The following is a 21575-nucleotide window of genomic DNA, read 5'->3' on the forward strand; positions in this document are numbered from 1 at the left end:
TTCCTTTGCGCCATGGGCTGCATGCGTCTACAAGCCGCCGACGCAACCGTAAAAAGAACAGAAAGAGGCCTCGATGCGCCCTTCCAAACGCCAAGCCGACGAAATGCGCGCCATCTCCTTCGAGCGCGGCGTCTCCAAACACGCCGAAGGCTCGTGCCTGGTGAAATTCGGCGACACGCATGTGTTGTGCACGGCAAGCCTGGAGGAAAAGGTGCCAGGCTGGATGCGCAATTCCGGCAAGGGCTGGGTGACGGCGGAATACGGCATGCTGCCGCGTTCGACCGGCGAGCGCATGCGCCGTGAAGCCTCGGCCGGCAGGCAAGGCGGCCGCACGCTGGAAATCCAGCGGCTGATCGGCCGCTCCTTGCGCGCCGTTGTCGACCTGCAGGCACTGGGCGAACAGCAGATCACCGTCGACTGCGACGTCATCCAGGCCGATGGCGGCACCCGCACGGCCTCGATCACCGGCGGCTGGGTGGCGCTCTACGATTGCCTGCGCTGGATGGAAGCGCGGCAGATGGCCAGTGTTGCCAAGGTGCTGAAGGACCATGTCGCGGCAATTTCCTGCGGCATCCATGACGGCCAGCCGGTCATCGACCTCGACTACATCGAGGATTCATCTGCCGGCACCGACGCCAATTTCGTCATGACCGGCAAGGGCGGCATCGTCGAGATCCAGGGCACCGCCGAGGGCGAGCCGTTCTCGGAAGGGCAGTTCGCGGAGTTGATGGGCCTGGCCAAGAAGGGCATTCAGCGGCTGGTGAGCTTGCAGCAGATGGCTGTGGCCTGATTGAATTTAACGTGATGACGTCGGCGATCCTTGACACCCCCCTCTGGCCTGCCGGCCATCTCCCCCGCAAGGGGGGAGATCAGAGGTCGCTACCGTTTTCGCCAACCATCAACGTTGAGACGCCGCCAGCGGAACTGCCAATCTCCCCCCTTGCGGGGGAGATGCCCGGCAGGGCAGAGGGGGGTGCCTGATGCAACCCTCCGCTATTCTTGAGTCAGCGCTTTACGTCACGGATCTCGCCGCTGCCGAGACCTTCTACTCCGATGTCCTCGGCCTCCCTCTCCTCGGCAAGGTCGACGGCCGCCATCTCTTCTTCCGCTGCGGCCCGGGCGTGCTGCTCATCTTCAACGCCGAAGCCACCAAAATCCCGCCGGCGCCCGATGCGCGGCTGAAAGTGCCGCCACATGGCACGGTCGGCGAGGGCCATCTCTGCTTTGCCGCAAGTGAGGATGAACTCGCACAGTGGAAGGCGCAACTTGAGGCGAAAAACATCGCCATCGAAAGCGAATTCGAATGGCCGCAGGGCGGGCGCTCGATCTACATACGCGACCCCTCGGGCAATTCGATCGAATTCGCCGAGCCAAGGATCTGGGGCCTTTGATGCATTCTCTCGATGGAAAGAAGATCGTCGTTGCCAGCCACAATGAAGGCAAGCTGCGCGAATTCGCCGATTTGATGGGTCCGTTCGGCTTCGAGGCGAAGTCGGCCAAGGACTACGGCCTGCCGGAACCGGAGGAGACCGGCACCACCTTCGAGGAAAACGCCTACATCAAGGCCTTCGCCGCGGCTAAGGCGACCGGCCTGCCGGCGCTGTCGGACGATTCGGGCCTGTGCGTCGACGCGCTCGACGGCGCCCCCGGCGTCTACACCGCCAATTGGGCCGAAGCTCCCGATGGCAGCCGCGACTTCGGCATGGCCATGCAGCGCACCGAAGTGGCCTTGCAGGAGGTCGGCGCCGCCAAGCCAGCGCAGCGCAAGGGGCGGTTCGTCGCCGTCATCTGCCTGGCCTTCCCCAATGGCGAGGCTGAATATTATCGCGGCGAGGCTGAGGGAACGCTGGTGTGGCCGCCGCGCGGCGAACTCGGCTTCGGCTACGACCCGGTGTTTTTGCCCGACGGTTTCGACAAGACGTTCGGCGAGATGAGCGCTGAGGAAAAACACGGCTGGAAGCCCGGTCAGCCGACGGCGCTGTCGCACCGCGCCCGCGCCTTCCAGAAATTCGCCCGCGCCAGGTTAGGCTCAGCTTAATGTCGCTGGACCGCAGCCCGGGCTTCGGCGTCTACATCCATTGGCCGTTCTGCGCGGCCAAATGCCCGTATTGCGACTTCAACAGCCATGTCCGTCACCAGCCGGTCGACCAGGAGCGCTTTGCCCGCGCCTTCGAGACCGAGCTGAAGACGATGCGCGAGCGGACCGGGGCGCGCGAGGTGACCAGTATCTTTCTCGGCGGCGGCACACCGTCGCTGATGCAGCCGCAGACGGTGGCGGCGGTGCTGGACGCCGTGGCGAAGAACTGGACGGTGCCCGACGGCATCGAGGTGACGCTGGAGGCCAATCCATCCTCGGTCGAGGCCGAGCGCTTTCGCGGCTACCGCGCCGCCGGCGTCAACCGCGTCTCGCTCGGCGTGCAGGCGTTGAACGACAAGGATCTGCGCTTTCTCGGCCGACTGCACAATGTCGACGAGGCGCTGCATGCCATCGGGCTGGCACGCGAAATCTTTCCGCGCCTCTCCTTCGACCTGATCTACGCCCGCCCCGGCCAGACGCTGGACGACTGGCAGGCGGAGCTCGAACAGGCGATCGGCCATGCCGCCGACCATCTGTCGCTCTACCAGCTGACCATCGAGGAAGGCACGCCGTTCCATGCGCTGCATGCGGCGCACAAGTTTACCATTCCCGACAATGACCGGGCCGCCGATCTCTATGCGCTGACTCAGGAGGTCACCGCGGCGCATGGCCTGCCGGCCTATGAGATTTCCAACCACGCCAGGCCGGGCGCCGAGAGCCGGCACAATCTGACCTATTGGCGGTATGGCGAATATGTCGGCGTCGGACCGGGCGCGCATGGCCGCTTTATCGAGAACGGCCACCGTGTTGTGACGATCGCCGAGCGGATGCCGGAGACCTGGGCCAATCTGGTGGAGGCCAGGGGCCATGGCGTCACCGGCGGCGAGATCCTGACGCGCTCCGAAGAGGCCGACGAGTTCCTGCTGATGGGGCTGAGGTTGGCCGAAGGCATCGACCTTTCCCGCTACGAGGCGTTTTCCGGGCGCGGCCTGTCGAGCGCCCGGCTGACCGTGCTGCAGGATGAGGGGCTGGTGGCGCCGATCGGCAATGCCAGGCTACGCGCCACGCCAGCCGGCATGATCGTGCTCGATGCCGTGGTGGCGGATTTGGCGCGATAACGCCTTTGAAAAACGTGCTCTTCGTCAAGCGTCGTGCTTGAAGCGGCGCTTGCCGCGGTGTTTCTCGGCATGCGCCTCTCCGGTCCGGGCCGGCTTGGCGTCGCTCTTGTCCCGGCGGACGCTGTTCTGGTCGTTCATCGGATGCGGCGGCGCGCCTTCGCGGGCGCTCTTCGTTTCAAGACGGGTGATGAAGATATCGAAACGATTGGGCATCGTACGGTCAGTGCTCCGTCGTGCTGTCCGGTTTGTTGTCCGAAAGCCTGACATTCGTCGGCAAGGCGGTGGCCGCCCGACTGGCCAGGCCGGTGTCGCTTTCGGCGAGCGCACGCTTGCCCTTTCGCGCAGTGAAGCGCTTGCGCTCGGCATAATAGGGCTCGAAAACGTCCTGCAATTCCAGGCTGTCCATCCTGTCCTCCTCCTCAAGAGACTCAGGTATTCAATCCGCCAGCCACGCTTTCGTTCCCCACTGTGGCAAAGACATGGCCGCCGGGTTACATCGGCGTCAGGTTTGGCTCGATGTTCGGGAGTTTTGCAACCCGGCGCGCGCCGTGCCAAACAGGGCGAAATGGAGAGACCCCGGTGACCGGCGAGAAGCGCAGCTATGTGATCGGGCAGACCGAGATCGCGGTCCGGTCGCTGGCGCCGGCGCTGTATCTGGTGGCGACGCCGATCGGCAACCTCTCCGACATCACGCTGCGCGCGCTGGAGACGCTCGCCGCCGCCGACATCGTCGCCTGCGAGGACACTCGCGTCTCGCGCGTGTTGCTCGATCGCTACGGCATCCGGCGGCGCACCACCGCTTATCACGAGCACAACGCCGGCGAGGCCGGGCCGAAGCTGATCGCGGCACTCGAGGCCGGGCAGAGCGTGGCGCTGATTTCGGATGCCGGCACGCCGCTGATCTCCGACCCAGGCTACCGGCTGGTCGGCGAAGCGCTGGAGCACGGCCTGCGCGTGGTGCCGATCCCCGGCCCATCGGCGCCGCTGGCGGCGCTGACTGCGTCGGGCCTGCCGTCCGACGCCTTCCTGTTTGCGGGGTTTTTGCCGGTGAAATCTGGGCAGCGGCTGACCAGGCTGGAGACCTTCAAGACGGTGCCGGCAACGCTGATCTTCTTCGAGTCGCCACGCCGGCTGGCCGATACGCTGCTTGCGATGGTCGAGGCGCTGGGTGGTGGGCGCAAGGCCGCCATCGGCCGCGAGCTGACCAAGACTTTTGAAGAGATGCGGACGGGAACGCTGCAGGCGCTGGCCGACCACTATGCGGCGGCTGACACGCCGAAGGGCGAGATCGTCATCTGCGTCGGGCCCGCCGAGATCAAGGCCGACCAACCCGCCGACATCGACAGGCTGCTGCTGTCGCTGGCCGCCGAAATGCCGGCGTCCAAGGCGGCGGCGGAAGCGGCGAAGATGACAGGCGGGCAGAAGCAGTCGCTCTACCGCCGGCTGCTGGAACTCAGGGATGCGGTTGGAGAAGGCGAAGGTGGCTGAGCGCCCGGCCGCCAGCCGCCAAAAAGCCTATCGGCGCGGCCATCGCGGCGAGTGGCTGGCGGCGGCGGCGCTGATGCTGAAAGGTTATCGCATCCTCGCCCGCCGGCATCGCACCCGCTTCGGCGAGATCGACCTGATCGCCAGGCGCGGCGACCTGGTGCTGTTCGTCGAGGTCAAGGCGCGGCGCACGCTGATGGAAGCGATGGAGGCGATTGGCCACGAATCGGAGCGCCGCATCGAGGGCGCGGCCGACATCTGGCTGTCGCGCCAACCGGATTATGGCAGATTGTCGATGCGCTTCGACATGATCGCGGTGCTGCCCTGGCGCTGGCCTGTGCATGTCGAGAACGCGTTTTATGGGAGGAGTTAGCGGCCTTTACCCTCCCCCTTGTGGGGAGGGTCGGTGAGCAAGCGACGCGTCGTTGGCGAAACGGGGCGGGGGTGTGGCGCCGACCCCCACCCCGATCCGCTTTGCGGATCGACTGACCGGGGCGAGCCGCCTGTCTCGCCCGTCCTTCGGACCCCCACAAGGGGGAGGGTAAAGCTCACCCCCAGATCATCAGCGCCACCAACCCCACAGTGCCCACCACCAGGCGCCACCAGCCGAAGAGCGAGTAGCCGTTGCGCGAGACGTAATCGAGCAGGAAGCGCACGACGATCAGCGCGGTAACGAAGGCGGCGACGAAGCCGATGGCGATGATCGGCAGATCGGCGCTGCTCAGCACGTTGCGGTTCTTGAACAGATCGAAGGCGAAGGCGCCGACCATGGTCGGTATGGCGAGGAAGAAGGAGAATTCCGCCGCCGCGCGCTTGTCGACGCCCAGCAGCAGCGCGCCGACGATGGTCGAACCGGAGCGCGACGTCCCGGGGATCAGCGACAGGCACTGGAACAGGCCGATTTGCAAATAAAGCCTTGTCGGGAAGCGCTCGACGTCGCGGTAGACCGGCTGCAGCTTCATGCGGTCGACGACCAGCAGCACGACGCCGCCGATGATCAGCATGATGCAGATCAGCCTTGGCGATTCGAACAGCACCGTCTTGATGAAATCATGCGCCAGCGCGCCGATGATGGCGGCCGGCAGGAAGGCAATCAGGATGCCGATGACGAAATGCCGCGTCAGCCGATCATGCGGCAGGTCGAGCAGCATCTGCCACAGACGGCGGAAATAGACGCTGAGGATCGCCAGGATGGCGCCGAGCTGGATCAGGATCTCGAACGCCTTGCCGGTGGAATGGAAGCCGAGGAAATGGCCGGCGAGCAGGATATGGCCGGTCGAGGAGACCGGGATGAACTCGGTCAGCCCCTCCAGCAGGCCGAGCAGCAGGGCTTCGACGATGGTGTGGCTATCCATGGCAACCTCGGCATTCAAGGGACGGAAGGAAACGGCTGGCAAAAGGGCTTGCTTGTCACGGCGCGGAAGTCCCCCTATAGGTCGCAGCACCGTGACGGCCGCATGACGGGCCGCCAAGACTTACCGGTGCGGACGGCGATTCGCCAGTGCGCCTTAATATCGCGGAATCATGCTGACGCTTTTCCATCACCCGATGTTCGCCACCTGCCGCTTCGTGCGCCTCGCCTTCGGCGAATATGGCGAGGAGCTGGCGCTGATCGAGGAAAAACCGTGGACGCGGCGCAAGGAGTTTTTGGCGCTGAACCCCGCCGGCACCTTGCCTATCCTGCTGGCCGAAGGCGACGTGCCGATCGTCGGCGCCATGGTGATCGCTGAATATCTCGACGAAACACGTGGTGTCCTGAAGCGCGACAAGCGCCTGTTTGCGGAAGACCCGATGCAGCGCGCCGAAATCCGCCGCCTGACCGACTGGTATCTCAACAAGGCCGAGAGCGAAGTGACCCGGCATCTGGTGCGCGAGCGCGTGCTGAAGCCGGTGATGCCGGAAACGGCGGGCGGCGGTTCCCCCGATTCGGCGGCGATCCGCGCGGCGCGCGCCAACATTCGCCAGCACATGAAGTACACCAACTGGCTGGCCGGCACCCGTCATTGGCTGGCCGGCAGCAAGGTCACCTATGCCGACCTGGCGGCAGCGGCGACGCTGTCGGTGCTGGATTATCTCGGCGAGATCGATTGGCGCGAGCATGCCGCGGCGCGCGAATGGTACACGCGGGTGAAATCGCGGCCGTCGTTCCGGCCGCTGCTCTCCGACCGGGTTCGCGGCCTGTCGCCGGTTTCGCATTATGCGGACCTCGACTTCTAGAAGCCAAACCCTGCGCGCGCTGATCGACGCCGAGGCGCGGCGCGCCGGCTTCGATGCGGTTGCCGTCACCACGCCTGACGCGATCCCGCTGGCGCCGGCCAGATTGGCAGAATTCGTCGCCGATGGTTTTCACGGTTCGATGGCTTGGATTGCGGAGACGCTCCAACGCCGCAGCGAGCCTTCGACGCTGTGGCCCGAGGTGCGCTCGATCATCGTGCTGGCAATGAATTACGGCCCCGACCACGATCCGCGTGCGCTGCAGGCAAGGCGCGATCGCGGCGCGATCTCGGTCTATGCGCAAAACCGCGACTATCACGAAGTGATGAAGGGCCGGCTGAAGGAGATCGCCGGCAAGATCGTCGCGCGGGCCGGCGGCGACGTGAAGGTTTTCGTCGATACGGCCCCGGTTATGGAAAAGCCGCTGGCTGAGGCCGCCGGGCTCGGCTGGCAAGGCAAGCACACCAATCTGGTCAGCCGCGAGCACGGCTCCTGGCTGTTTCTCGGCACCATCTTCACCACGGCGGAGCTCACGCCAGATGCGACCGAGGTAGACCATTGCGGTTCCTGCCGCGCCTGCCTCGACGCCTGCCCGACCGATGCCTTTCCGGCGCCCTACCGGCTCGATGCCAGGCGCTGCATCTCCTACCTGACCATCGAGAACAAGGGGCCGATCCCGCAAGAATTCCGCGAAAAGATCGGCAACCGCATCTATGGCTGCGACGATTGCCTTGCCGCCTGCCCGTGGAACAAGTTTGCCCGCGCCGCTTCGGAAGCCAAGCTTGCTGCCCGCGACGAACTGCGCGAGCCGCCGCTGGGCGAGCTGTTGCAGCTAGACGACACGGCGTTCCGGACCTTTTTCTCCGGCTCGCCGATCAAGCGCATCGGCCGCGACCGCTTTGTCCGCAATGTGCTGGTTGCCGCCGGCAATTCCGGCGATGTTTCGCTGGCCGGCCCGGTGCGCGATCTGCTTGGCGATGCCTCGCCGCTGGTGCGCGGCGCGGCGATCTGGGCGCTGTCGCGGCTGGTGCCGGCCGCCGAATTCAACAGGCAGGCGGCGATCTACTCGAACACTGAAACCGACACGACAGTGCGGGGCGAATGGCTGTCCGTATTGCCAATTGAGGCGCACGCATGAGCGAAAAACAGGTTTTTATCTTCGGCGCCGGCTATTCGGGCAAAGCCTTTGCACGGGCCAATGCGGAGGCGATTACGATCTTCGGCACCACGCGCTCGGCCGAGAAATTCGAGGCATTGCGTCAGGCCGGCATCGCGCCGCTGCTGTTTCACGGCGCCCTGACACCTGAAATCGGCGAAACGCTGGAGACCACCACCCATCTTGTCATCTCCGTAGCCCCGGAGGAGGCCGGCGACCCTGTGCTTCTCGCCGCGCGCAAGGCGATCGAGGCGATGCCGGCGCTTCGCTGGATCGGCTATCTCTCGACCGTCGGCGTCTATGGCAATTATGACGGTGCCTGGGTCGATGAAACGGCCGAATGCCGGCCGGTGTCGAAACGCTCGTCGATGCGAGTGGCGGCCGAGCGGGGCTGGCTGCAGCTTGGACTCGAGACCGGCAAGCCGGTGGCCATCCTGCGGCTTTCCGGCATTTACGGGCCGGGTCGCAACGCGCTGGTCAATCTGGAAAACGGCACGGCCAGGCGGCTGGTCAAGCCCGACCAGGTGTTCAACCGCATCCATTGCGACGACATCGCCGGCGCGCTCTGGCACCTCATCGGTGGCAATAGAGGCGGCATTTTCAACATCACCGATGACGAGCCGGCGCCGCCGCAGGATGTCGTCACCTATGCCGCTTCGCTGATGGGCGTCGAGCCGCCGCCGGAGATTCCTTTCGAGACCGCCCAACTTTCGCCCATGGCGCGGTCCTTCTATGGCGAGAACAAGCGCGTCGCCAACGCCGCGATCAAGGCAGCGGGCTACCGGTTCCGCTATCCGGACTACCGCCAGGCGTTCGATCGGATGTGGGCCGACGGCAGCTGGCGCGACGGCGAGCCGCGCAGCCCGATGAAGGTAGATAATCGAAACGCGAGCCCGAGGGTGATATGATTCGATTGTGTTGCGGACTTTTGCAGTGGGGTTCATGACGATTTCGATGCGATCCTTGACCGGCAGACGGCCGTTCCTGTCGGCGGCGCTGGCGATCGTGGCGCTGGCCGGGCTGGTGGCGGGCGCAATCACGGCCGAGCCACGGGCAAAAGACCTGTTCGGCGCCAAGAAGCTGCCGGCGGTGGCTGCGGCGCAATCCTTCGGCTTCTATTCAAAGGGCTGCTTCACTGGCGGCGTCGCCATTCCGATGGACGGCCAGAACTGGGAGGTGATGCGTCCCTCGCGCAACCGGCGCTGGGGTCATCCAACGATGATTGCGCTGATCGAGAAACTGTCGCGCGATGCCGCCGCCGACGGCTGGCCGGGGCTTCTGATCGGCGACATTTCGCAGCCGCGCGGCGGGCCGATGCTGACCGGGCACGCCTCGCACCAGATCGGCCTCGACGCCGACATCTGGCTGACGCCAATGCCCGACCGCAAGCTCACCACCCAGGAGCGCGAAAACATCAGCGCCACGCTGATGGTCGACGACAAGACGCATCTGGTGAAGGACAGGCTGTGGAAGCCGATGCATACCAAGCTGTTGAAGCGCGCGGCGAGCTATCCGGAAGTCGAGCGCATCCTGGTCAATCCTGGGATCAAGAAGAAGCTGTGCGACACCGTCACCGGCGACCGTACCTGGCTGAGAAAAATCCGGCCGTTCTGGGGCCATGACTATCATTTCCACATCCGCATCGGCTGCCAGCCGGGTTCGCCCAACTGCAAGGGACAGGAAGCGACGCCCGACGATGACGGCTGCGGCAAGCCGCTGGCCTGGTGGTTTACCGAGGAGCCGTGGCGCCCCAACAAGAACCCGGATGCGCCCAAGGCGCGCGACCTGATGACGATGGCGAACCTGCCGAAACAATGCCAGTTCGTGCTTGACCAGCCCGACGCGGACTCGGCCGAAGCCGTCACCTATCGCGGCGGCGGCGTGCCGATCGCCGCCAGGGCGCCGGAACCCGACGCGCCTCCGCCTATTGCGGGCAATGCGGGCGGCTTGCCAAACGCAGCCAACGCCTTCACCGCCACGCCGGAGATCGGCATTCCCCTGCCAAGGCGACGGCCGCCGGCAAACGTCGGACAGTGATGGCGAACTGACGCTTTCCCTTTCCGGGGCCATGCGCTAGTCAATCGATTGAACACCGGGCGATTGAACACCGGGCGATTGAACACCGGGCGATTGAAAACCGGGCGATTGAAACGGTCGCAACGGCGCCGCAAAGGGGACGAGCAAGAGCATGTCAGGCGACGACGACACCGCGTTGCGGTTTCCAGTGCTGATCGGCGACATCGGCGGCACCAATGCGCGCTTTTCGATCGTGCTCGACGCAAATTCGGAAGCCGGTGAGCCGCATATCGTGCAAACCGCCAATTTCGCCACCATAGACGAGGCGATCCAGGCGGCGGTGCTCGACCGGTCGTCCATCCGGCCGAATTCGGCAGTGCTGGCCATCGCCGGACCAGTCGATGGCGACGAGATCCCGCTTACCAATTGTCCCTGGGTGGTGAAGCCGAAGCAGATGTTTGCCAATCTGGGCCTGGGCGACATCGTCGTGCTCAACGATTTCGAGGCGCAGGCGCTGGCCGTCGTGGCGCTCGGCGAAGAGCACATGGAAAAGATCGGCGGCGGCACGCCGGAGGAGAATGCCGGGCGTGTCGTGCTCGGTCCCGGCACCGGCCTCGGCGTCGCTGGGTTGGTTCATGCCCTCCACCACTGGATACCGGTGCCTGGCGAAGGCGGCCACATGGATATCGGTCCGCGGACGCCGCGCGATTTCGAGGTGTTCCCGCATATCGAAAAGCTGGACGGCCGCATTTCGGGCGAGCAGATCCTGTGCGGGCGCGGTCTGGTCAATGTCTACCGGGCGGTCGCCAAGGCCGACGGCAAGCCGGCGCCGTTCACCACGCCGGCCGAAATCACCGGGGCGGCCCTGGCCAAGACCGATGCGGTCGCCGAGGAAGCGCTGGCGCTGTTCGTCACCTGCCTCGGCCGCACCGCCGGCGACCTCGCGCTGGTGTTCATGAGCCGCGGCGGCGTGTTCTTGACCGGCGGCATCGCGCAAAAGATCGTGCCCGCGCTGAAGGAAGGCAATTTCCGCGCCGCCTTCGAGGACAAGGCGCCGCACAGCGCGCTGATGGCCTCGATGCCGGTCTATGTCATCACCCACCCGCTGGCGGCACTTCTGGGCCTTGCCGCCTATGCCCGCAACCCTTCGCTGTTCGGCGTCCAGACCGCGGGGCGGCGCTGGCGGGCATGATCCATTTCGTCCCGAAAACGGGTATTTTCTTGGAAATGGCTGCCGCTTTCGTGACCCCAACCTCGGGCCGCGACGAAGTTTCGCCATAGGCAAGCCGTAGCCGGGGCGCTAAGAGGGGCCGAATTCCAGCCTGCATCCCTAGGGCCTGATGATTTCGGATCGAATCGACCTGAAATCTGAATCCGGCTCTAAATCAAAGAGATAGAGCATGATGTCGTCCGAAAACCGCTTCACACTTTTCGGCATCATGCTCTAGCAAACCACGAAGCGCCCGCGATTTGACCGCTCAAAGTCCACTCAAACTGAAAGTCCAGCCAGCTGAGGTCACTGCGGTGCTGCGCCGCATCCTGGCCGAAAACGGCAGTGAATATCGCTGGACCTATGTCGTTGCCGTCGGCTGCCTGCTGATTGTTTCCGCCACCACCGCCTTCACGGCGTGGATCATGGCCCCGATGATCAACGAGATCTTCTACGAACGACGCGGCGACATGATCGTCTGGATCTGCGCCGGGTTCATGGCCGCCTCCGTGCTGCGCGGCTTCGCCGGTTACGGCCAGGCGGTCGCGTTGGCCAAGATCGGCAACAATCTGGTCGCCCGCTACCAGAAGCGCAGCTTCGACCACCTGATGAAGCTCGGCGTCGACTTCTTCAACGATACGCGTTCCGGTCGGCTGGCGGCACAGGTCAACGAGAATGTCGGCGGCGTTCGCGATCTGCTGTCGCTGACGCTGACCTCCATCAGCCGCGACGCGGTCTCGCTGATCGCCCTCGTCGGCGTCATGATCTACCAGGATCCGGTGTTGTCGCTCAGCTCGCTGCTGATCGGGCCGCCGCTGATCTGGGCCGTCGTCTACATCACCCGCCGATTGCGGCGCATCAACCGGGAATCGGTGCTGATCAACTCGCGGCTGAACGGGTCCGTACAGGAGGCCACGCAAGGCATCGCCATCGTCAAGGCCTTCACCCTGGAAGCCGAGCTGGCGCGCCGGATCGGCATCATGGCCGATACGGCCGAGCAGCGTAACAACAAGATCGCCCGGGTCGCGGAGCGGCTGTCGCCGATTTCCGAGATTTTGGGCGGTCTCGCCATTACCTCCGTCCTTGCCTATTCCGGCTACCGGGCGCTGGTGCTCGGACAACCACCAGGCGCTGTGTTTTCCTTCATCACCGCGCTGATCATGGCCTACGATCCGGCACGGCGCCTGGCTCGTACGCAGGTCGGTATGGAACGTGCCCTGGTCAACGCCCGGATGATTTACGAGCTGCTCGACCTGGAGCCTAAACAGGGCGATGCGCCCGACGCGGTCGAAGCCAGGATCACCACCGGCGAGGTTCGCTTCGACAATGTGACGTTCGGCTACAGCGCCGACATGCCGGTGATCAGGAACCTGAGTTTCACCGCCGCGGCCGGCAAGGTTACGGCGGTGGTCGGGGCCTCGGGTGCCGGCAAGACGACGCTCGTGGCGCTGCTGCAGCGCTTCTACGATGTCGACAAGGGTTCGATCGAGATCGATGGCCAGGACATTTCCAAAGTCACCAAGCACTCGCTGCGCGGCTCGATCGCCTATGTCTCGCAGGCGCCCTATCTGTTCGAAGGCAGCATACGCGACAACATCCGTTTTGGCCGACTTTCGGCGACCGACGCCGAGATCGAGCGGGCGGCGGTGCTGGCGGCGGCCGACGAGTTCATCCGTCAGCAGCCGCAGGGCTACGACACGCCCGTCGGCGAGGGCGGCTCGACCCTTTCCGGCGGCCAGCGCCAGCGCGTCTCGATTGCGCGGGCGATCGTGCGCAACGCGCCGATCCTTTTGCTCGACGAAGCGACCTCGGCGCTCGACAACGAGGCCGAGGCGCGCGTCCAGGAGGCCCTGACCCACGTGATGGAAGGGCGCACCACCATCGTGATAGCGCATCGCCTGTCGACGGTCGTCAACGCCGACCACATTATCGTGCTTGAAGAGGGGCGCCTGGTCGAGGAAGGCACCCATGCCGCACTGATGGCCGATCCAAACAGTGTCTACGCCCGCTTCCACCGCATTCAAGGCAAGAACGGACTGGGGCTTGTCGACGACTCGAAGCCCGTCCAAACTCCGGTCCGGCGCAGCCGCGCCAAGAAGGCGGTGGGGAGAACAGCATGAGCGAATCCAGCGAAATGGGCCTGGTGGTGGTGGGGGCGGCCGGCCGCATGGGCCAGACGCTGATCCGCGCCATCCATTCGATCCCCGGCGCCCGCGTCGTCGGCGCGGTCGAACGAACCGGATCGCCCTATCTCGGCAGGGATGCGGGCGAGCTTGCCGGCATCGGCATCATCAATGTGACGATCGGCGACGATCCGCTGCCGGTGTTCGCCAAGGCCGACGGCGTGCTCGATTTCACCATGCCGGCAGCCACCGTCGAATTCGCAGGCTATGCCGCGCAGGCACGCATTGCCCATGTCATCGGCACCACCGGCTGCTCGGCGGAAGACGACGCCAGGATCGAGGCCGCGGCGCGCCACGCGACGATCGTCAAATCCGGCAATATGAGCCTCGGCGTCAATCTTCTGGCGGTGCTGGTCGGGCAGGCCGCGCGCGCGCTCGGTCCAGAGGATTTCGACATCGAGATCCTCGAAATGCATCACAAGCACAAGGTCGACGCGCCCTCGGGCACCGCCTTGCTGCTCGGCGAAGCGGCGGCGGCGGGACGCGGCATTTCCCTTGCCGGCAACGATGTGCGGTCACGCGACGGCCATACCGGCGTGCGCAAGCCAGGAACGATCGGCTTTGCCAGCTTGCGCGGTGGCTCGGTGGTCGGCGACCACAGCGTCATCCTGGCCGGGACCGGCGAGCGCATCACGCTGTCGCACCATGCCGAGGACCGCGCCATCTTTGCCCGCGGCGCGGTCAAGGCCGCGCTCTGGGCGCGCGGTAAAAAGCCCGGACTTTATTCCATGCGGGACGTGCTCGGCTTGAGCTAAACCATCCATAATTTTGAAGGAGCAAACATGTCGGGAACTCTCGTGCTCGTGCGCCACGGCCAGAGCGAATGGAACCTGAAGAACCTGTTCACCGGCTGGCGCGATGTCGACCTTACCGAGCAGGGCCACAAGGAGGCCAAGGAAGCCGGCCAGAAGCTCAAGGCACGCGGCTTGAAATTCGACATTGCCTTCACCTCGGCGCTGATCCGGGCGCAGAAGACCTGCCAGCACATTCTCGACGCGGTCGGCCAGAGCGATTTGAAGACGATCCGCGACCAGGCGCTGAACGAGCGCGACTATGGCGATCTCTCCGGCCTCAACAAGGACGACGCGCGCCAGAAGTGGGGCGAGGAGCAGGTGCACATCTGGCGCCGCTCCTACGACGTGCCGCCGCCCGGCGGCGAAAGCCTGAAGGACACCGGCGCCCGCGTCTGGCCCTATTACCTGCACGACATGCAGTCGCATGTTCTGAAAGGCGGCACCGTGCTGGTCGCCGCGCATGGCAATTCGCTGCGCGCGCTGATCATGGCGCTGGACGGCAAGAGCGGCGAGGAGATCGTCAAGCTCGAGCTCGGCACCGGCGTGCCGGTGATCTACAAGCTCAACGCCGATTCCACCGTGGCGTCGAAGGACGTGCTGGAGGGGTGAGGTTTTCGGCCAGCGCATTCGCCAAGTCGGCGCTGCCCCTCATTGCCCTGCCGGGCAGTTCTCCCGGTATAGTGACGGGGAGAAAGGGCTGGCCGCAGCCTCGGCGCTCTTCTTGTGACGCAGGTGACCGGCGAAAATCATCGATGAGAGCGCCCCTCTCCCCGTCACTGTACGGGGAGAGGATGCCGGCAGGCAGGTGAGGGGCGGCGCTGACCCCCGGGAAACTAAGCCGGCAGGCAGAGGCCCTCGAAAAAGCGCGTTGACACATATCGTTTGCCCGCTTACATGAGCCCGCACCAGCCCAGATGGCGGAATTGGTAGACGCGCACGGTTCAGGTCCGTGTTCCGCAAGGAGTGGAGGTTCGAGTCCTCTTCTGGGCACCAAATTCCCGTTTCGGATAAGTCCGAAATGATTTAGACGCGAAGCAAAAAAGCCCGGTTCCCGGGCTTTTTTGCTGATGGATGACAGATTGTCCAGCGGAGGGTCAATGCGGCGGGCGAACCGCTTTCATTGCTTCTTCTTCGAGTGTCTGGAGCTTCTCCCGAATCTCCTCCGGCTCGGCATGCTCCAAGCCGACGACATCGTTTCTGGTCTCATTCAGCGAAACGATAATCTCATCAAGCTTGGCGTGAATGGCGGCCGTGTCGCGGTAACCCTGGATCAGCACAACGCCGGTGATCACGATGGCCGCTACCGACAATGCGTAGGTGACCACATTCGTCAGGCCGAATGGCACCAACGCAGTACAGAGCAGCATGGCTACAAGAAGGACATAGAAGCCCGGTGGCCGGGATAGAAAGTCGCCCATCACAAAGAGAAAGCGGTTCATATCCAGGCCGCGGTCAAAAATGCCACGAGTGCGGTGACGGCTACGCAAATTGGAATTGCCGCGAGTAAGGCAGCTTCCAGGACCCAAGTTTCCTTGTCGCTAAACATCAGACATCCTCCCGTTCAGAAAACGGCCGCCCATAGAGCCTTCACAGCGCAGCCAAAGCCCGCCGCTCCTGATCGGAGCGGCGGGCTCGCGCGTTACTCGATGATCTGCACGACCTTGCGCGTGTCGGGATCGACGAGAACCGCGTGATCTCCGACAACCGTATACTTGTAGCGGACATCCGGAACGTTGATTGCGTGGAGCTCGACAGTGTCGGGAAGTGCCGTGCCGACGTTGAGTTCGACGCCGAGCAAACTGACTGAGGCCAGCTTCTGCTTATGGATATATTCGGGAACGACCGTCTGTTGTTCGGGCTTGAGAACAATAACATCCTCGGCAAACGAGGTGCCGATGCCCGCCATAAGGACGAGGGCGCCGGCGGCGCTGACGAAATACCTGGTCATGGGAATTTCCTTTTCATAGGTCAGTTTGAAGGCGTGGATACGAGCAGATCAGCCGCCACTCGCAGGGGCTGGGGCAGGTGCCGCAGGCTTTGCAGGTGCAGCCGGAGCTTCCACCTTTGGCGCTTCAACCTTGACGTTGATATCCTTGCCGCCGTCGCCGCGGATATTGATGACGCCGGTAAAAATAAGCAACACTACGACCGCAATAAGTGCAAGAACAACAGCAATCGCAGTGCCGCCGCCACCCCCAGAATTAACAACAGTTGGGCCGTCTGCCATGTGTTCCTCTCCTGTTTTATTTAGTTGCATTTGGGAAACGCCTGCCCCGCTTGAACGTTCCGCCTCGGGACTTGGGTCTTAGCTGATATCCGACTTTGGTCTGGTTCGCCGCGGACTGAAGTCACAGGAACAATCTGGCTGATCTCAAGTTCGGTCCCTCGGCGAACAGGCGTGGTGCCGTCGCCGGATTACGCGAGGAGAAAACCATGAAAATCCACTTTGCAAGTGCCGCTGCAGGCTTGTTGCTTTTGGCTGGGGTCGGCGCCGCCGCAGCTCAGGATGTCGTCATCACACCGGAGCAGGATACGGTCGTCCGCGAATACGTGAAAAAGCAGCCGCTGGCTTCGGTGAAGATCCCGGGCGTGGAGCTGAACGTCGGCAGTGCCTTGCCTGATACGGTCGAGCTGCACGAAGTTCCCAACGTCAAATACCGCTACGTCGTGGTCGACAACCGCACCGTCCTGGTCGATCCCAGCACCCGGAAAATTGTGAAGGTCTACGACTGATCGAATAGCTGCCGCCCGCCGCCGGCCATGGCGGCGGGCAGCGGATTTCACATTGCGCTCCAGGATGATCGAAGATGATCGATGACGTCGAGACATCGCCAGCCCTTGATACCCGCTTGGGTTCTCTCAGGGCGAGAATGCGCGATGCGCGCATAACAGAGGCCGACATGAAGACCTTTCAGAAAGTCGCATCCATCATGGTTGGCGGCAGTGGCCGCATCAGTGGCGATGACCTGATTGCAGCGTCGTTCGTCCTCGAGGACCAGCCGGAAGGCTTGTGAGGCGGAGTACTCACGTGTGCAGGCTCCCGCAACGCTGATCCCAAGTGTTCTGGTGCTGAACACATTCCTGCTACGGGCCGGCGTCGAAGGCGTGCCCGCTGGCGAGGTCGCGTCGTGCTCAAGCATCGTCCAGAACACCATGTCGCCGCATGTGACGATACTCGGCCATGCTAGCCGATGCGGGCGCCATAGAAAATCACCGCGGCCGGCAGAACCGGGCAGGCCGGTCCAGAGCGTCGCCACGCCTATGGTCAGAAATGTCACCGAGGCCAGTTTGGTGCAGATCGGATGATGGTAGCGAGCGATCGCCATATCGACCGTACGGGCGCCGGCCTGGGAAGGACCCACCAGCGCGCCGAGGCCGACCGCCGCGCCCAGCGTGGTCGGCGCGCTGTTTGCCCTGCAACGCAGGGCTATGGGCGTGCTCGCACAAGTTAGCTCCAGCTTGAGGCACGGCGTGAAGTCTCGGTCTTTGCCCGCGATGGCGAGGTACGAAGTCAAAAGCGGTCAATGTGATTAGCGATCTACAGTCGATTTCAGCCGCCTTCGGATGATAGCGCCGCAATCACGAGATTTGTCGATAATAATCGATATTAGGCTGTATTCGCGACTATTCGATCGCTCTTCCATAGTGGGCGATAGATAAAATTGGAAATGACATCCCAGATCTGAGGAGATCAAGGCCTTGGGGCCGGCATCAGCATGATTGAACCGCAGCCACCGCAAGTTGACAGTGATCATCAGGCGGATCTGGTTTGGTAGGAAGTCTTAATATGTCTCGCCTAAGGTCCAACTTTGACTTGGGAGCGTGACGTTCGACAGACATATCTCCGCAGGTTACATTTCCCAGTCAGACAGCGCTCCGCACTCGAATGGATGTCTCTGAATGCCGGGCCTCACGCCTTCACGACCGCACCCGAGAACCTTGGGATGGATGGGCACGACAGCGCTCGCCATGGGTGGCAGCAATCAAAGCCTGTTTCTGATTGCCGCCCTTTTTGTCGGCCAGGGGAATATTCCCGGGCAAGGAAGCGCCGCGGTTCCTTTGCTCGTTGTTGGTCTGCTTCTAAGCTGGGCCGCCGCACCGGCGTGGACCGAATTGGTTCTCATGTGGCCAAACCGCGTCGGCGGTATCTCCGCAGCGTGCGCCGAAGCCTTCCGACCTTACAGTCCCGTTCTCTCGGCTCTGACGGGCACCTGCTATTGGTGGGGTTGGGTGCCGACCTGCGGACTGACAGCGGTTCTTTCAGCGTCTGCAATCCAGCAATGGTACCTGCCGGGCCTCCCCGTGGAGGCGGTCGCCTGCGGGCTTATCGCATTCTTTACGGCGGTCAACCTGTGTGGAATCAAGTGGGTGGTCCAACTGGCGATCCCGATCGCCACGGCCTCCGCGACGCTTGCGTTTCTCTCATCCCTCGTCCCGGTCATCAGTGGCTCGGTCGACTGGCGGCAGGCGACGGATTTTGCCCTGACCAGCCCGTTTACCGGCCTGTTCGGCGACATCACGTCGGTGATGGCGGGACTGTACCTGATCGGGTTTGCCGCACCGGCATTTGAGGCTGCAGCCTGCCATGTTGGCGAAACCATCGATCCCAACCGCAACATTCCTCTGGCGATGTGGGCCAGCGCCGCAATGGCCGGCGTCTATTTCCTGGTCCTGCCGGTTGTCTGGCTGGGTGTGCTCGGGCCGGAGCCGCTCGGCACCGACCTCGCCATAGCTCTTGGGCCTACCTTTGCGCCCTTGTTGGGGAGTTTCGGCAAGGCGGCCGCCATCTGGCTCATCATGCTGAACATGTTCCATGGAACGTTGCAGCCATTGGCAGGCGCCGCGCGGACCCTTGCGCAGCTGAGCGAAGACGGCCTGCTGCCGAGCTTCCTGGCCAGGCGCACCTCAACAGATTGTCCCTGGGCGGCAACGCTGCTCACAGCTGCCGCGGCAATCGGCTTCATGCTGTGCGGGTATCCGCTCTGGATGATCGCCGCGGCCAATTTCACGTACCTGATCAGCATCTGCATGCCAAACATCGCAGTCTGGCTCTTGCGCCGTGACAGTCCCGAAGCCGAGCGACCCTTCCGGGCTCCCAGGGGAACGATCATCCTTGGCGTAGGCGCGGCTGCAATATGGCTGTTGACCGCCATACTGGGATTTCAGCAATTTGGCCTTCCTACCGTCCTGTTCGGTCTGGCTTTGGCATATTCGGGTGCTGCGCTCTACGCCTGGCGCACGATGGAGGATCGATACGCACTCGGTCTACCCTTGCTGCCACATACGCTTCACCTGAAGCTTACCGGAGCCATGCTTTTTGTGCTCGTGCTTGACGGTGCCGGCTATTTCCTGGCGATCGGCAGCGTTCCCCAAGGCGACACTTCATTGGTCGCCGCGCTGGAGGACATTTTTGTCGTTGTCGCGCTGCTGACCATCAGCGTTGGCCTGATCTTGCCGGGAATGATCACCCATTCGGCGACCGAGGTGAGCAACGCGGCAAAGCGTCTGACATCCGGAACGCTGAAGGATTTCTCTCTCGCCATGGTCGCCCTGGGGCGGGGAGACCTCGCTGCGGCGCATGCCTCCGTGAATATCATGCCGGTTACGGTAAACTCTCGTGACGAACTTGGAGAGATGGCCGAAAGCTTCAACCTGCTCCAGGACAAGGTGAGGGAAGCCGCCCACGGCCTGGACGACGCGCGCGAGAACATGAACGTAGCGCGCACCGAACTGATGGCACGGCACGAGGAAATCGCGCATCTCGCGCACCACGATCCGCTTACCGGCCTGGCGAACCGAGCCGCGCTTGCAGCACACCTGGCCACGACGCTCGAGCGCGCAAAAGCAACGCACGCCAGCTTTGCCGTCTTCAGCATCGACCTTGACCATTTTAAAGAGGCGAACGACGTTTTCGGGCACGCCGCCGGCGACGATCTGCTTTGCACCATCTCCCGGCGTCTCCAAACCGCGGCGCCTGAGGCGTTTATCGCGCGCATGGGCGGCGACGAGTTCACGGTTGTCCTGACCATGGATGACCGGTCCGCGAGTGCCAAGGATGTTGCGGACCGTCTGTTCGAATCGGCGGCAGGCAAATTCGAAATCCGGGGCCAGCACATTTCGATCGGGGTGAGCATCGGCGCCGCGATCTATCCGAAAGACGGAGAGAATGCCGCGGCGCTGATGGCAAATGCCGACGCAGCGCTCTACCGGGCCAAGGCGGACGGTCGTCGAATGGTGCAATTCTTCGATCCTGAGATGGATAGGCGGCTAAGAGAGCGCTACGCCTTGCAGCGAGATTTGCGCTCTGCGGTCGCCCATGGCGAACTTGTGCTTCATTATCAGCCGCAAGCCAGGATGGACGGCGAAATCTTTGGTTTCGAGGCACTCGCCCGATGGCACCATCCAAAGCATGGGCTCATCTCCCCAAACGCGTTTGTCTCGCTTGCCGAACAGGATGGCACGATCGTTGAGATAGGTGAATGGACGCTCAGGCAGGCGTGCAGAGACGCGGCCTCCTGGCCCTCACCGCTGCAGATCGCCGTCAACCTCTCTCCCGTGCAATTCCGTTTCGGGGACCTGGTAGGCCTCGTTCATTCTATCCTCTACGAGACCGGCCTTGCTCCGGGGCGGCTGGAACTGGAAATCACGGAAGGGGTTCTCATCCGCGACCGGGCAACTGCCTTGTCGGTTTTGCGGAGGTTGAAGGCGTTGGGCGTCAGGGTCTCGATGGATGATTTTGGCACCGGGTATGCCTCACTGTCCTCGCTGCAGGCGTTTCCATTCGACAAGATCAAGATCGATCGCAGTTTTGTTTCGGGTGTTGGTTCGAATGTCCAATCGGCCGCCATCGTGCGCACGATACTCAGCCTGGGGAATGCGCTGGCCTTGCCTGTCATCGCGGAGGGTGTCGAAACAGAGGACGAGCGTGCCTTCCTGATGAGGGAAGGATGTCCCGAAATCCAAGGATATCTGGTGGGGCGCCCGCATCCGATAGCGCTCTACAAAGATGTGACGAATGGGCTTTCGCCGGGATCTGCCTTCGGGGAGCCCGAGGATACCACCGCACCCCAGGCGCTTGGCGTAACGCGATAGCCGCGGCGCCGTTCGTCGGCGCGCTGCTCCTGCAACACACCGGTGAGCGAGGACTGCCGACGGTACTGCTCGGGCTCGCCCTTATAAAGGTCGCACTGGTCGGCGCGCTGTTTGCCTTGCAGCGCGGGGCCATGCGAAGCATCCGAACCAGTTGGCGCGGGAGCCACCTCCCCTTCCGGCCAGTCCTCCAACAAACCACTTCAAACCCGGCCGTCTCGGCGCTACGTTCT

General features: G+C 63.5%; 23 protein-coding genes and 1 tRNA gene. 17 read left to right on the top strand and 7 right to left on the bottom strand.

Translation table 11 applies throughout. From position 1 onward, the window contains the following. The first annotated feature begins 73 nt into the window (after nucleotides 1-73). The 4 genes from rph (at nucleotide 74) to hemW (ending at nucleotide 3195) form a co-directional block, all read left to right on the top strand. Entirely contained in the window at nucleotides 74-790 is a 717-nt protein-coding gene (gene rph, locus NKI31_RS21845; RefSeq protein WP_352652519.1) for a ribonuclease PH, read from the top strand. Nucleotides 791-980: 190 nt separating this feature from the next. Then, entirely contained in the window at nucleotides 981-1391 is a 411-nt protein-coding gene (locus tag NKI31_RS21850; protein ID WP_023824065.1) for a VOC family protein, read from the top strand. Continuing rightward, on the top strand, nucleotides 1391-2038 hold the full coding sequence (rdgB, locus tag NKI31_RS21855) for an RdgB/HAM1 family non-canonical purine NTP pyrophosphatase (protein ID WP_023692946.1): 648 nt from the start codon (nucleotides 1391-1393) through the stop codon (nucleotides 2036-2038). The genes NKI31_RS21850 and rdgB overlap by 1 nt, the downstream gene beginning before the upstream one ends. Continuing rightward, nucleotides 2038-3195 carry a radical SAM family heme chaperone HemW gene (hemW, locus tag NKI31_RS21860; protein WP_023710342.1) on the top strand — a complete coding sequence of 386 codons (1158 nt, stop codon included), beginning with the start codon at nucleotides 2038-2040 and terminating at the stop codon, nucleotides 3193-3195. Before rdgB ends, hemW begins: the two co-directional genes overlap by 1 nt. A gap of 24 nt (nucleotides 3196-3219) precedes the next feature. Here hemW and NKI31_RS21865 read toward each other — a convergent pair whose 3' ends face one another. Continuing rightward, nucleotides 3220-3408 (bottom strand): hypothetical protein, encoded by a 189-nt coding sequence (locus NKI31_RS21865; RefSeq protein WP_023672058.1) that lies wholly within the window; start codon nucleotides 3406-3408, stop codon nucleotides 3220-3222. A 7-nt stretch (nucleotides 3409-3415) separates the two neighbouring features. Then, nucleotides 3416-3601, bottom strand: a complete 186-nt coding sequence (locus tag NKI31_RS21870) for a hypothetical protein (RefSeq protein WP_023687558.1) — start codon at nucleotides 3599-3601, stop codon at nucleotides 3416-3418. A 173-nt stretch (nucleotides 3602-3774) separates the two neighbouring features. Here NKI31_RS21870 and rsmI point away from each other — a divergent pair, with 173 nt between their 5' ends. Further along, the gene (rsmI, locus tag NKI31_RS21875) at nucleotides 3775-4683 is read left to right on the top strand and encodes a 16S rRNA (cytidine(1402)-2'-O)-methyltransferase (RefSeq protein ID WP_352652520.1); all 909 of its coding nucleotides are present in this window, start codon (nucleotides 3775-3777) and stop codon (nucleotides 4681-4683) included. Further along, nucleotides 4676-5053 carry a YraN family protein gene (locus tag NKI31_RS21880; protein ID WP_023745884.1) on the top strand — a complete coding sequence of 126 codons (378 nt, stop codon included), beginning with the start codon at nucleotides 4676-4678 and terminating at the stop codon, nucleotides 5051-5053. The genes rsmI and NKI31_RS21880 overlap by 8 nt, the downstream gene beginning before the upstream one ends. A 175-nt stretch (nucleotides 5054-5228) precedes the next feature. On the opposite strand, the gene NKI31_RS21885 is transcribed toward NKI31_RS21880, so the two are convergent. Beyond that, nucleotides 5229-6035, bottom strand: coding sequence for an undecaprenyl-diphosphate phosphatase (locus NKI31_RS21885; RefSeq protein ID WP_023745885.1), 807 nt, complete (start codon nucleotides 6033-6035; stop codon nucleotides 5229-5231). 169 nt (nucleotides 6036-6204) lie between these two features. Here NKI31_RS21885 and NKI31_RS21890 point away from each other — a divergent pair, with 169 nt between their 5' ends. The 9 genes from NKI31_RS21890 to NKI31_RS21930 all read left to right on the top strand — a co-directional run bounded on the left by NKI31_RS21890 (nucleotide 6205) and on the right by NKI31_RS21930 (nucleotide 15246). Further along, nucleotides 6205-6897, top strand: coding sequence for a glutathione S-transferase family protein (locus NKI31_RS21890; RefSeq protein WP_023672063.1), 693 nt, complete (start codon nucleotides 6205-6207; stop codon nucleotides 6895-6897). Beyond that, complete coding sequence (queG, locus tag NKI31_RS21895) at nucleotides 6878-8032, top strand: tRNA epoxyqueuosine(34) reductase QueG (protein ID WP_023710341.1); 1155 nt, start codon at nucleotides 6878-6880, stop codon at nucleotides 8030-8032. Before NKI31_RS21890 ends, queG begins: the two co-directional genes overlap by 20 nt. After that, nucleotides 8029-8958, top strand: a complete 930-nt coding sequence (locus tag NKI31_RS21900; protein ID WP_023710340.1) for an SDR family oxidoreductase — start codon at nucleotides 8029-8031, stop codon at nucleotides 8956-8958. The genes queG and NKI31_RS21900 overlap by 4 nt, the downstream gene beginning before the upstream one ends. A gap of 46 nt (nucleotides 8959-9004) precedes the next feature. After that, complete coding sequence (mepA, locus tag NKI31_RS21905) at nucleotides 9005-10087, top strand: penicillin-insensitive murein endopeptidase (RefSeq protein WP_502899173.1); 1083 nt, start codon at nucleotides 9005-9007, stop codon at nucleotides 10085-10087. A 151-nt stretch (nucleotides 10088-10238) separates the two neighbouring features. Beyond that, nucleotides 10239-11258 carry a glucokinase gene (locus NKI31_RS21910; protein ID WP_023710339.1) on the top strand — a complete coding sequence of 340 codons (1020 nt, stop codon included), beginning with the start codon at nucleotides 10239-10241 and terminating at the stop codon, nucleotides 11256-11258. A 278-nt stretch (nucleotides 11259-11536) separates the two neighbouring features. Beyond that, on the top strand, nucleotides 11537-13396 hold the full coding sequence (locus NKI31_RS21915) for an ABC transporter ATP-binding protein (protein WP_023681221.1): 1860 nt from the start codon (nucleotides 11537-11539) through the stop codon (nucleotides 13394-13396). Next, nucleotides 13393-14214, top strand: coding sequence for a 4-hydroxy-tetrahydrodipicolinate reductase (gene dapB, locus NKI31_RS21920; RefSeq protein WP_023747442.1), 822 nt, complete (start codon nucleotides 13393-13395; stop codon nucleotides 14212-14214). Before NKI31_RS21915 ends, dapB begins: the two co-directional genes overlap by 4 nt. Nucleotides 14215-14241: 27 nt before the next feature. After that, nucleotides 14242-14862: a 2,3-bisphosphoglycerate-dependent phosphoglycerate mutase gene (locus NKI31_RS21925; RefSeq protein WP_023672068.1), complete on the top strand. Its 621-nt coding sequence runs from the start codon at nucleotides 14242-14244 to the stop codon at nucleotides 14860-14862. Nucleotides 14863-15161: 299 nt separating this feature from the next. Then, nucleotides 15162-15246 (top strand) — tRNA-Leu (locus tag NKI31_RS21930). A gap of 101 nt (nucleotides 15247-15347) precedes the next feature. Here NKI31_RS21930 and NKI31_RS21935 read toward each other — a convergent pair. The 3 genes from NKI31_RS21935 to NKI31_RS21945 form a co-directional block, all read right to left on the bottom strand. Further along, nucleotides 15348-15692 (bottom strand): low affinity iron permease family protein, encoded by a 345-nt coding sequence (locus NKI31_RS21935; RefSeq protein WP_023672069.1) that lies wholly within the window; start codon nucleotides 15690-15692, stop codon nucleotides 15348-15350. 200 nt (nucleotides 15693-15892) lie between these two features. Continuing rightward, entirely contained in the window at nucleotides 15893-16201 is a 309-nt protein-coding gene (locus NKI31_RS21940) for a DUF1236 domain-containing protein (protein ID WP_352652522.1), read from the bottom strand. A gap of 48 nt (nucleotides 16202-16249) precedes the next feature. After that, entirely contained in the window at nucleotides 16250-16480 is a 231-nt protein-coding gene (locus tag NKI31_RS21945; RefSeq protein WP_033001362.1) for a hypothetical protein, read from the bottom strand. Nucleotides 16481-16686: 206 nt separating this feature from the next. Between NKI31_RS21945 and NKI31_RS21950 the strand changes: the two genes are divergently transcribed. After that, nucleotides 16687-16986 (top strand): DUF1236 domain-containing protein, encoded by a 300-nt coding sequence (locus tag NKI31_RS21950; RefSeq protein ID WP_023681215.1) that lies wholly within the window; start codon nucleotides 16687-16689, stop codon nucleotides 16984-16986. A gap of 47 nt (nucleotides 16987-17033) precedes the next feature. Here the strand turns inward: NKI31_RS21950 and NKI31_RS21955 are convergent, their stop codons facing one another. Beyond that, the gene (locus NKI31_RS21955) at nucleotides 17034-17768 is read right to left on the bottom strand and encodes a hypothetical protein (RefSeq protein ID WP_196814851.1); all 735 of its coding nucleotides are present in this window, start codon (nucleotides 17766-17768) and stop codon (nucleotides 17034-17036) included. Nucleotides 17769-18153: 385 nt separating this feature from the next. Between NKI31_RS21955 and NKI31_RS21960 the strand changes: the two genes are divergently transcribed. Continuing rightward, complete coding sequence (locus tag NKI31_RS21960; RefSeq protein ID WP_352652523.1) at nucleotides 18154-21345, top strand: amino acid permease; 3192 nt, start codon at nucleotides 18154-18156, stop codon at nucleotides 21343-21345. The last annotated feature ends 230 nt before the right edge of the window (nucleotides 21346-21575 follow it).

The sequence above is a fragment of the Mesorhizobium sp. M0659 genome (assembly GCF_040320605.1).
GTDB lineage: Bacteria > Pseudomonadota > Alphaproteobacteria > Rhizobiales > Rhizobiaceae > Mesorhizobium.

What these genes read in the sequence shown, in the direction of transcription:
- NKI31_RS21885 (WP_023745885.1), bottom strand. Translation starts at nt 6,035, where the DNA reads ATGGATAGCCACACCATCGTCGAAGCCCTGCTGCTCGGCCTGCTGGAG.
- queG (WP_023710341.1), top strand. Translation starts at nt 6,878, where the DNA reads ATGCGGACCTCGACTTCTAGAAGCCAAACCCTGCGCGCGCTGATCGAC.
- NKI31_RS21925 (WP_023672068.1), top strand. Translation starts at nt 14,242, where the DNA reads ATGTCGGGAACTCTCGTGCTCGTGCGCCACGGCCAGAGCGAATGGAAC.
- dapB (WP_023747442.1), top strand. Translation starts at nt 13,393, where the DNA reads ATGAGCGAATCCAGCGAAATGGGCCTGGTGGTGGTGGGGGCGGCCGGC.
- NKI31_RS21960 (WP_352652523.1), top strand. Translation starts at nt 18,154, where the DNA reads ATGCCGGGCCTCACGCCTTCACGACCGCACCCGAGAACCTTGGGATGG.
- NKI31_RS21910 (WP_023710339.1), top strand. Translation starts at nt 10,239, where the DNA reads ATGTCAGGCGACGACGACACCGCGTTGCGGTTTCCAGTGCTGATCGGC.
- NKI31_RS21850 (WP_023824065.1), top strand. Translation starts at nt 981, where the DNA reads ATGCAACCCTCCGCTATTCTTGAGTCAGCGCTTTACGTCACGGATCTC.
- rph (WP_352652519.1), top strand. Translation starts at nt 74, where the DNA reads ATGCGCCCTTCCAAACGCCAAGCCGACGAAATGCGCGCCATCTCCTTC.
- NKI31_RS21865 (WP_023672058.1), bottom strand. Translation starts at nt 3,408, where the DNA reads ATGCCCAATCGTTTCGATATCTTCATCACCCGTCTTGAAACGAAGAGC.
- hemW (WP_023710342.1), top strand. Translation starts at nt 2,038, where the DNA reads ATGTCGCTGGACCGCAGCCCGGGCTTCGGCGTCTACATCCATTGGCCG.
- NKI31_RS21950 (WP_023681215.1), top strand. Translation starts at nt 16,687, where the DNA reads ATGAAAATCCACTTTGCAAGTGCCGCTGCAGGCTTGTTGCTTTTGGCT.
- NKI31_RS21945 (WP_033001362.1), bottom strand. Translation starts at nt 16,480, where the DNA reads ATGGCAGACGGCCCAACTGTTGTTAATTCTGGGGGTGGCGGCGGCACT.
- mepA (WP_502899173.1), top strand. Translation starts at nt 9,005, where the DNA reads ATGCGATCCTTGACCGGCAGACGGCCGTTCCTGTCGGCGGCGCTGGCG.
- NKI31_RS21935 (WP_023672069.1), bottom strand. Translation starts at nt 15,692, where the DNA reads ATGAACCGCTTTCTCTTTGTGATGGGCGACTTTCTATCCCGGCCACCG.
- NKI31_RS21940 (WP_352652522.1), bottom strand. Translation starts at nt 16,201, where the DNA reads ATGACCAGGTATTTCGTCAGCGCCGCCGGCGCCCTCGTCCTTATGGCG.
- NKI31_RS21870 (WP_023687558.1), bottom strand. Translation starts at nt 3,601, where the DNA reads ATGGACAGCCTGGAATTGCAGGACGTTTTCGAGCCCTATTATGCCGAG.
- rdgB (WP_023692946.1), top strand. Translation starts at nt 1,391, where the DNA reads ATGCATTCTCTCGATGGAAAGAAGATCGTCGTTGCCAGCCACAATGAA.
- NKI31_RS21900 (WP_023710340.1), top strand. Translation starts at nt 8,029, where the DNA reads ATGAGCGAAAAACAGGTTTTTATCTTCGGCGCCGGCTATTCGGGCAAA.
- NKI31_RS21890 (WP_023672063.1), top strand. Translation starts at nt 6,205, where the DNA reads ATGCTGACGCTTTTCCATCACCCGATGTTCGCCACCTGCCGCTTCGTG.